Annotated in this window: 1 protein-coding gene; it reads left to right on the plus strand. The window is 36.3% G+C overall.

Annotation, left to right across the window (positions count from 1 at the left end; translation table 11 throughout):
- Positions 1-148 precede the first annotated feature (148 nt).
- Positions 149-1,135, plus strand: coding sequence for a LacI family DNA-binding transcriptional regulator (locus tag BLR76_RS11525; protein ID WP_091269067.1), 987 nt, complete (start codon positions 149-151; stop codon positions 1,133-1,135).
- Positions 1,136-1,357 lie beyond the last annotated feature (222 nt).

Genomic DNA, 1,357 nt, shown 5'->3' on the forward strand with positions numbered 1-1,357 from the left:
TATAAATCTGAGTAATTAAAAACACCGTCAAATCAAGGATCATTTTTCCTATATTTGACGGTGTCTTCTAATTCAGCTAGTTATTTCCCAGCCCCTTTATGCACCCAACTATAAGTAATTGAAAGGATAATGAAGGTGGTAATAAAAAGTGAAAGTAACAATTTCAGATATTGCAAAAATGGCAGGAGTAGCCAAAAGTACTGTGTCACGTTATTTAAATGGCGGTTATGTAAGTGAAACAACGAAACTGAAACTAGATAAAATCATTGCGGATACAAAATATGAACCGAATAGTTTTGCCCAAAGTTTAAAGGCGAAAAAAACAAATTTAATAGGAGCCATTATTCCCAGGTTCGATTCCTATGCGACCTCACGAATGTTGATTGGCATAGATGAAAGTTTGAAAGAATTAGGTTATCAAATATTAGTTGCCAATACTAGCCAAAAGCTAGAAAGAGAAATAGAAAATATTTATAGTCTGGCCAATCAAAAAGCTGCTGGTATTATCTTGCTTGCGAAACAAATCACCAAGGAGCATATTGAGGCAGCGAAGGCAGTGGATCTCCCAATTTTAATTGCAGGGCAAGAAGATGAAGAATTTCATTCCCTTGTCTATGGGGATGCTCAATCTGGATATGATATTGGAAAGTATGTGGCAAAGTGTGGTCATACAAACATTTGTTACATTGGGGTAACGGAAGAAGATGTGGCTGTTGGTGTAAAGAGAAAAGAAGGATTTAGAAAAGCGATTGAAGAAGAGGGAATCGAAAATGTTTCCTATTACGAGAGTAGTTTCTCGATTGAAGGCGCTTATACAGTAGCTACATCTATTATCAAAGAAAATCCAGCGACAGTTTATGTATGCGCAACAGATAATATTGCATTAGGGACCATGAAAGCTATTCATCATCATGGACTCAAAATCCCTGAAGATATTTCGGTGACTGGATTTGGTGACTATGATGTGGCCGATATTATCGACCCTAGCTTAACGACAATACACTACCCATATAAAACAGCAGGAGGTACCGCTGCCAACAAAATAGTTCGTATGATTCAAGGGGAAGATGTAGAAAGACTTACGACCATTCCATGTTATTTGGTTGAAAGAAAAAGTGTACGTAGGAGAAAATAGTAATAAAAACCATAACTACCCGGAGAAACCTGATTGGTTCAAATAATTATCTTCGGAGAAACGCTCTCTGATAAAAGAGTCACTTTATTAACGACCTATTTTTTCGTTTTTAACGATGTTATACTGACTTAAAGGGGTAACTCCCAATAATCTATGAAAAATTATGTTTCCCAAATTTCTCGTTGCTCGTATGATGATTTCTGTCGATGAAGGTAATATAAT

This window comes from Alkalibacterium thalassium, from assembly GCF_900101165.1.
Lineage (GTDB): Bacteria > Bacillota > Bacilli > Lactobacillales > Carnobacteriaceae_A > Alkalibacterium > Alkalibacterium indicireducens.